This is a genomic window from Burkholderiales bacterium (assembly GCA_013695435.1).
Classification (GTDB): Bacteria; Pseudomonadota; Gammaproteobacteria; order Burkholderiales; family JACMKV01; genus JACMKV01.
Map to the genome: position 1 here is coordinate 1 of JACDAM010000074.1, position 6,947 is coordinate 6,947.

A 6,947-nucleotide genomic window follows, 5' to 3' on the forward strand; every position below is an offset into this window, starting at 1 on the left:
GGTTCACCTTGTTTATACAGACGGTAGAGTTCAATGCGCTCGGCTAAGGTAAGTTGTTCATATCGGGTTCCCATGGCAACACCTTATACGGGTGTTGCACTTGTTTCGTGAATTCAGGGAATCCAGCGACTGCGCAGAGTAAGACAGTTTAGGGACGTCTGGATTCCGGCTCCCTGTTTAAGGCCTGCCGGGACCAGCTTGTAGAAATGAAGGCGATGGGAAATATTCGGAACGTCTTACGACGATACCTTGACCGGCTTTTTCGGGCCCGCGCCGATCGCGCGATTGCCGATATCGCGCCGCATCTGGCAGCCGTCGAAACGGATCTGCTCGGCAATCTGATAAGCGCGGCGGCGCGCCATGCGCACGCTGTCGCCGAGCGCGGTCACGCACAAGACGCGGCCGCCATTGGTGATGAGCTGCTTGTCGCGCAGCGCGGTGCCGGAATGGAATACGTGGAAATCGTCCTCGGGCTTCGGCAATCCATGGATCGCATCGGCCATGCGCGGCGCCTCCGGGTAACCGTGCGCGGCTAGGACGATGCCGAGCGCGGTGCGTCTATCCCATTCCGCCTCGATCTCGTGCAGCGTCCCGGCTGCGCCGCGGTCGATCAGGCTCAGTAAATCGCTTTTCAGGCGCAGCAGAATCGGCTGGGCTTCGGGATCGCCGAGGCGGCAGTTGAATTCGAGCACCTTGAGGTCGTTGTCCTTGATCATGACGCCGGCATAGAGAAAGCCGCTGTACGGCACGCCGTCCTGCTCCATGCCGGCGACCGTCGGCTGAATGATTTCGCGCATGATCCTGGCGTGCAACCGCGGCGTGATGACCGGCGCCGGCGAATAGGCGCCCATGCCGCCGGTATTCGGGCCGAGATCGTCGTCGAGTAAACGCTTGTGATCCTGGCTGGTCGCCAGCGGCAATATATTCTTGCCGTCGACCATGACGATAAAGCTGGCTTCCTCGCCTTCGAGAAATTCCTCGACAACGATTTTCGACGATCGATTCCCGGCAGGCAGCAAACGATCGATCGCCGCATGTGCATCGGCAAGCTGCATGGCGACGAAAACGCCTTTGCCGGCGGCGAGACCATTGGCCTTGACGACGGTAGGCGCGCCCTGCTGATCGACATACGCATGCGCCGCGCCTGCCTCGGTAAAGCTGGCGTAAGCAGAAGTCGGTATGCCATGGCGCAGCATGAAAGCCTTGGCGAAATCTTTCGAGCTTTCGAGCTGCGCCGCCGCTTTGGTCGGCCCGAAAATCCTGAGCCCGGCATCGCGGAACGCATCGACGATGCCGTCCGCGAGCGGCGCTTCCGGGCCGACCACGGTCAGGGCGATCTGCTCGCGTCTGGCGAATCCGACCAGCACCGGAATCGATGTGATCGGAACATTGAACAAGCCGTCTTCCGCAGCGGTCCCGGCGTTGCCTGGCGCAACGTAGACCTTGGATACGCGGGGCGAAGACGCCAGCCGCCAGCCGATTGCATGCTCGCGGCCGCCGCCGCCGATGACGAGTAGTTTCATTCAGCCTTTCGAAAGGTCACTGCGAAATCGGCAAGAAGGGATGCCGACCGATGCCGCGGATGTCATTCCCGCGCACACGGGAATCCATTCCCTGTTCACCTTGACTCTGCTGGATTCCGGCTCGCGTCCGAAGGACGCGTCCGGAATGACAGGCAAAGGACGACTAATGGCGAAAATGACGCACGCCGGTGAACGCCATCACCATGCCATGCTGATCGGCGGCCGCGATCACTTCATCGTCGCGCAGGCTGCCGCCCGGCTGGATGATGGCGGCGGCGCCGGCTTCGGCGATGACGTCTATGCCGTCGCGGAACGGAAAAAACGCATCGGATGCGACGACCGAACCGCTCAGCGCGAGGCCGGCATTCTGCGCCTTGATGCCTGCAATGCGCGCGCTGTCGATGCGGCTCATCTGGCCGGCGCCGACGCCCAGTGTCTGACCTTCGCGGCAGAATACGATGGCATTCGATTTGACGAATTTGGCGACGCGCCATGCGAACAGCATATCGTCGATCTGCTGCGGCGAGGGCCGGCGTTTGCTGACGATTGTGAGATCGGCTTTGACTATGCGCGCGGCATCGGGCGTCTGCACCAGCAGGCCGCCGCCGACCCGCGCGACATTGAAAGCGTTCGCGTCCCGGGCGTCCGGCAGCGGCACTTCGAGCACGCGCACATTGCCCTTGCGGGCAAGCGCCGGCAGCGCGGCTTCGTCGATGCGCGGCGCAATTACGACTTCGGCGAATTGCTGGGCGACGGCCTCGGCGGTCGCGGCATCGAGCGCCCGGTTGAAAGCGATAATGCCGCCGAAAGCCGAGGTCGGATCGGTCGCGAACGCGCGCTGGTAAGCGGCGAGCGAATCTTGGTCGATCGCGACGCCGCATGGATTGGCATGCTTGATGATGACGCAGGCCGGCGCATCGAAAGTCTTCACGCATTCCCACGCGGCGTCGGCGTCGGCGATGTTGTTGTACGACAGCTCCTTGCCCTGCAACTGCCGATAATGACTCAGGCTGCCGGGCGCGGGCGCGAGGTCGCGATAGAAAGCGGCGTGCTGGTGCGGATTCTCGCCGTAGCGCAGGTCCTGAATTTTTTCGAAGGTCAGATTCAGGCGCTGCGGGAAGCGCGTAGGCAGGTCGTTGTCGTCGAGGGCAGTCAGGTAATTGCTGATCGCAGCATCGTAGGCGGCTGTGTGCGAGTAGGCTTTTTTCGCCAGCGCGAAACGCGTCCGCAAGGCCAGCGAGCCGGCGGCGCGCTGCATTTCGTCGACGAGCGCGCTGTAATCGGCGGGGTCGGTCACGACGGCGACGTGCTGATAATTCTTGGCCGCAGCGCGCACCATGGTCGGGCCGCCGATATCGATGTTTTCGATCGCCTCGGCAAGCGGGCAGTCGGCGCGGGCGATGGTCTGGCTGAATGGATAGAGATTGACGACGACAAGATCGATCACCGGAATCGCGGCCTGTTCGAGCGCGCGCATGTGCTCCGCGCTGTCGCGCCGCGCCAGGATGCCGGCGTGGACTTTCGGATGCAGCGTCTTGACGCGGCCATCGAGCATTTCGGCAAAGCCGGTGTAATCCGCGATTTCGACGACGGCAATGCCCGCATCATGCAGGGCTTTCGCGGTGCCGCCGGTCGACAGCAATTCGACGCCGGCGCCATGCAGTGCGCGCGCAAATTCAATGATGCCTGTTTTGTCGGATACGCTGATCAGGGCGCGTTTGATGGGCATGCTAAAGGCAGGAGATTTGAGGTTTGAGAATTGAGAATCGGGGATCGGGGATACGGAGCGGTAGAGGTTTGGATCTGGTTCCCCGATACCCGATCGCCGCGTATTACCTCTGGCCTTTGATTCCATGCGCATCGATTTTCTTGCGCAGGGTACTGCGGTTGATGCCGAGGAGTTCGGCGGCCCGCGTCTGGTTGCCCTCGACCCTTTGCAGGACCATTTCGATCAGCGGCTTCTCGACGCAGTGGATGACCATCTCGTACAGCGCGCCCGGCTTTTCGCCGTCGAGATCGCGGAAATAACACTCCACCGAGTTGCGCACACAACGCGCGAGTTCGCTTTCCCTGGTCATGCCGCCAGTACCTCCAGATAACTGAGACGCGGCCCGTGCTGACCCAGCTCGCCGAAGAAATCCTCGATCGCCCAGAGTTGTTCATCCGTGCTTTGCAATTGATTCATGGCGTGGCGAAACGCGGCCGATGCGGTCAGGCCCTTGGTGTACCACGAGATGTGTTTGCGCGCGATGCGCAAGCCGGAATATTCGCCGTAGAACGCATAGAGATCGTGCATGTGGGCGAGCAGCACCCCGTGGATTTCGGCGACCTCAGGCGGCGGCAGATGTTTGCCGGTGGCGAGGAAATGGCTGATTTCGCGGAACAGCCACGGACGCCCCTGGGCAGCGCGGCCGATCATCACCGCATCAGCCTTTGTGTAGCGCAGGACGTCGCGCGCTTTCTCCGGCGTCGTGATGTCGCCGTTGGCGATCACCGGAATTTTGACCGCCGCTTTGACGGCCGCGATGGTGTCGTATTCGGCTTCGCCGGTATAGGAGCAGGCGCGCGTGCGGCCGTGGATGGCGAGCGCCTGGATGCCCGCGCTTTCCGCGAGCCGGGCGACGCGCAAAGCATTCTTGTGCTGCTTGTCCCAGCCGGTACGAATTTTCAAGGTCACCGGCGCGTTTCGCTTCGCAGCCGCGCCGACCACGGCGTCGAGAATGCGCGCGACCAGCGGCTCGTCCTGCAGCAACGCCGAGCCGGCCATCACGTTGCAGATTTTCTTGGCCGGGCAGCCCATGTTGATGTCGATGATCTGCGCGCCCTGATCGACGTTGTATTTCGTCGCCTCGGCCAGCATTTTCGGATCGGCGCCTGCGATCTGCACCGAAATCGGATCGACCTCGCCCTCGTGATTCGCGCGCCGCTTTGTTTTCTCCGAGCCCCACAACAGCGAGTTGCTCGCGACCATTTCGGATACCGCCATGCCGGCGCCCATCGATTTGCACAGTTGCCGGAAAGGACGATCGGTCACTCCGGCCATGGGCGCGACAATCAGATTATTTTTTAGCTTGAAAGGGCCGACTTGCATTGCGGGTAACCGGGAATTTCCTTGAATGCGCTGTGCCTGCCTGGGGCTAGGGCCTGTGCCCTTTCTCGAAACGCAACGAGACCGGGGCAAATCAAAAGTCTTGCAGGGGAAGCCCCATTGTAATCGCAATCGCAGCGCTAAGGAAACGCAGCTGCGCCGCGCGGCGTGATCAGCCTGATGCGCCGAAAACCATGCGCCGTATCAGGAAGCGTTTGGCCGCCGGCAGGCAATCGAGTGCCGCGAGCCCGGCGCCGCGGGCGAGGCCGAGTAAAGCGGAGTCGTTCGAGAACACGCGAACCAGCGCATCGGTAAAGAAAATTCCTCCGCGCCGGTCGAGATCGCGCTTTGCGCGATACGCGTGCAACAGCTTTTCGCTGCCGGCATCGGCCGCTGCGTCGCCATTCAATTCCTGCGCGAGCGCCCAGGCATCGCGCAGGCCGAGATTGAAGCCCTGGCCGGCGACCGGGTGCAGCGTCTGCGCGGCATTGCCGATCAGCACCTGGCGGCTCGCCGCCGTCGGCGAAACATGGCGCAGACGCAGCGGATAGCTGGCGCGATGCGTGGCGGCGGTGAAGCTGCCGAGGCGATCGCCGAAATGCGCGCCGAGCGCGTCCAGAAAACGCCGCTCGTCGAGCTCGATCAATTCCGCCGCGCGCGCAGGCGTCGTCGTCCACACCAATGCCATGCGCGAACCGAAGGGCAGCAGCGCGATCGGGCCCTCGGTGGCAAAGCGCTCATACGCGACGCTGTGATGTGGGCGCTCGCTCGTAACCTGCGCGACCACGGCTGACTGATGATAATCGCGGAAGGTGGCGATCGACGCATTGCCGGTCGCGCCGCCGTCGGCAAACACTACGAGGGAGGCCGTGACCCGCGTTTTTTGCCCGCTCGCGCCGGCCTCGAATTCCACGGCCGCGCAGTCTTTTCCGAATCGGCATTCGGTCACGCATGCGCCGGTCAAGTGGCTGAAATCCTGCGCGGCTGTATGCGATGGAGCGGTGGACACGCCGCGCCGTGCGGGCTTGCCCAACGCTTCACGCATCGCCGTTTGCAGACTCGCGTAATCGACGACGTAACCGAGCGCCGGCAGACGCATTTCTTCGGCCGCCAGCCGCGTTCGGCCGAAGCGTCCGCGCTGCGACACATGAATCGCGGCGATCGGCGTGACAGCTTGCAGAAAAGGCCAGACGCCGAGCTTGTCGAGTATCAGCCGGCTGCCATAAGACAACGCGAGAATACGCACGTCGCTTGCCCAACCCTGGCCCGCATCGAGGAGCAGAACGCGCCGGCCGCGGCAGGCATTGCCACGAAGCGCAAGCGCCAGCGCCAAGCCGACAGGGCCGCCGCCGACAATGACCACGTCGTAACGCGCAGCGGATTGCGAATCGGGAGCAGGGGTGTTTGCGGCCATTGCAGCCTTGCGTTATCGTTCCCGCGCAAGCGGGAATCCAGCGTTTTCCAAGTATCCGATCGTGGGTAATGTCTCAGCCAGGCCGTTCGTGGTGAGCTTGTCGAACCACAGCGACTGTTTCACCCTTCGACAGCTCAGTGCCTGCCCTCGAATGCATTAATCGGGGGTCACCTGCTCAGGGCTTTCCTCGAGTAGCCGTCGCGGCGCCGCGCTGTGTGCGGTTGGCGTTCACTGCACTGCGTTGATTGCATTCGCCCATAAGCGTTTCGATGTCAGCTACCGTTTTCGGCGCATCCGCGGTCAGCACTTCGCGGCCGTGATCGGTCACCAGCACGTCGTCTTCAATGCGGATGCCGATGTTCCAGAATCGCTCGGGCACTTTGTCGTCCGGCCGGATATAGCAGCCGGGTTCGACCGTCATTGCCATGCCTGGCTTGAGCTCGCGCCATTCGCCGGCGCGCTTGTAATCACCGGCATCGTGCACGTCGAGTCCCAGCCAGTGGCCGGTGCGGTGCATATAAAACTTTTTGTAAGCTTCCGATTCGATCGCGGCATCCACGGGGCCTTCGATCAGACCGAAGTCGATCATGCCTTGCGCCAAAACGCGGACTGCGGCGTCATGCGGCGCCACCCAGTTGCTGCCCGGCCTGATCGCGTCTATCGCCGCCGCTTGCGCTGCCAGGACGAGTTGGTAGATGTCTTTTTGCACCGCGCCGAATTTGCCGTTGGCTGGAAACGTGCGCGTGATGTCGGCGGCATAACCATCCAATTCGCAGCCTGCATCGATCAGCACCAGATCGCCGTCCTTGAGCTGCGCGTCGTTCCGCACGTAATGCAGCACGCAGGCATTCGCGCCGGATGCGACGATCGACGTATAAGCCGGCGCCTGCGCGCCGTGGCGGCGAAATTCGTGCAGCAGCTC

At 62.6% G+C, this 6,947-nt stretch carries 6 protein-coding genes; all 6 read right to left on the reverse strand.

Going from position 1 to position 6,947, the window contains the following annotated elements; genetic code table 11:
- Window positions 1-236: 236 nt before the first annotated feature.
- The gene (gene purD, locus H0V78_04295) at window positions 237-1,523 is read right to left on the reverse strand and encodes a phosphoribosylamine--glycine ligase (protein MBA2351023.1); all 1,287 of its coding nucleotides are present in this window, start codon (window positions 1,521-1,523) and stop codon (window positions 237-239) included.
- A 163-nt stretch (window positions 1,524-1,686) separates the two neighbouring features.
- Window positions 1,687-3,252: a bifunctional phosphoribosylaminoimidazolecarboxamide formyltransferase/IMP cyclohydrolase gene (gene purH / locus H0V78_04300; GenBank protein ID MBA2351024.1), complete on the reverse strand. Its 1,566-nt coding sequence runs from the start codon at window positions 3,250-3,252 to the stop codon at window positions 1,687-1,689.
- A gap of 103 nt (window positions 3,253-3,355) precedes the next feature.
- The gene (locus tag H0V78_04305) at window positions 3,356-3,601 is read right to left on the reverse strand and encodes a Fis family transcriptional regulator (GenBank protein ID MBA2351025.1); all 246 of its coding nucleotides are present in this window, start codon (window positions 3,599-3,601) and stop codon (window positions 3,356-3,358) included.
- Window positions 3,598-4,614, reverse strand: a complete 1,017-nt coding sequence (dusB, locus tag H0V78_04310) for a tRNA dihydrouridine synthase DusB (GenBank protein ID MBA2351026.1) — start codon at window positions 4,612-4,614, stop codon at window positions 3,598-3,600. Before dusB ends, H0V78_04305 begins: the two co-directional genes overlap by 4 nt.
- Window positions 4,615-4,783: 169 nt before the next feature.
- Complete coding sequence (locus tag H0V78_04315) at window positions 4,784-6,025, reverse strand: FAD-dependent monooxygenase (protein ID MBA2351027.1); 1,242 nt, start codon at window positions 6,023-6,025, stop codon at window positions 4,784-4,786.
- A 175-nt stretch (window positions 6,026-6,200) separates the two neighbouring features.
- The coding region (locus H0V78_04320) for a Xaa-Pro dipeptidase (protein MBA2351028.1) at window positions 6,201-6,947 on the reverse strand (747 nt) is incomplete at its 5' end.

Coding starts and splice junctions, on each gene's coding strand:
- H0V78_04305 (MBA2351025.1), bottom strand. CDS start 3,601: ATGACCAGGGAAAGCGAACTCGCGCGTTGTGTGCGCAACTCGGTGGAG.
- purH (MBA2351024.1), bottom strand. CDS start 3,252: ATGCCCATCAAACGCGCCCTGATCAGCGTATCCGACAAAACAGGCATC.
- purD (MBA2351023.1), bottom strand. CDS start 1,523: ATGAAACTACTCGTCATCGGCGGCGGCGGCCGCGAGCATGCAATCGGC.
- dusB (MBA2351026.1), bottom strand. CDS start 4,614: ATGCAAGTCGGCCCTTTCAAGCTAAAAAATAATCTGATTGTCGCGCCC.
- H0V78_04315 (MBA2351027.1), bottom strand. CDS start 6,025: ATGGCCGCAAACACCCCTGCTCCCGATTCGCAATCCGCTGCGCGTTAC.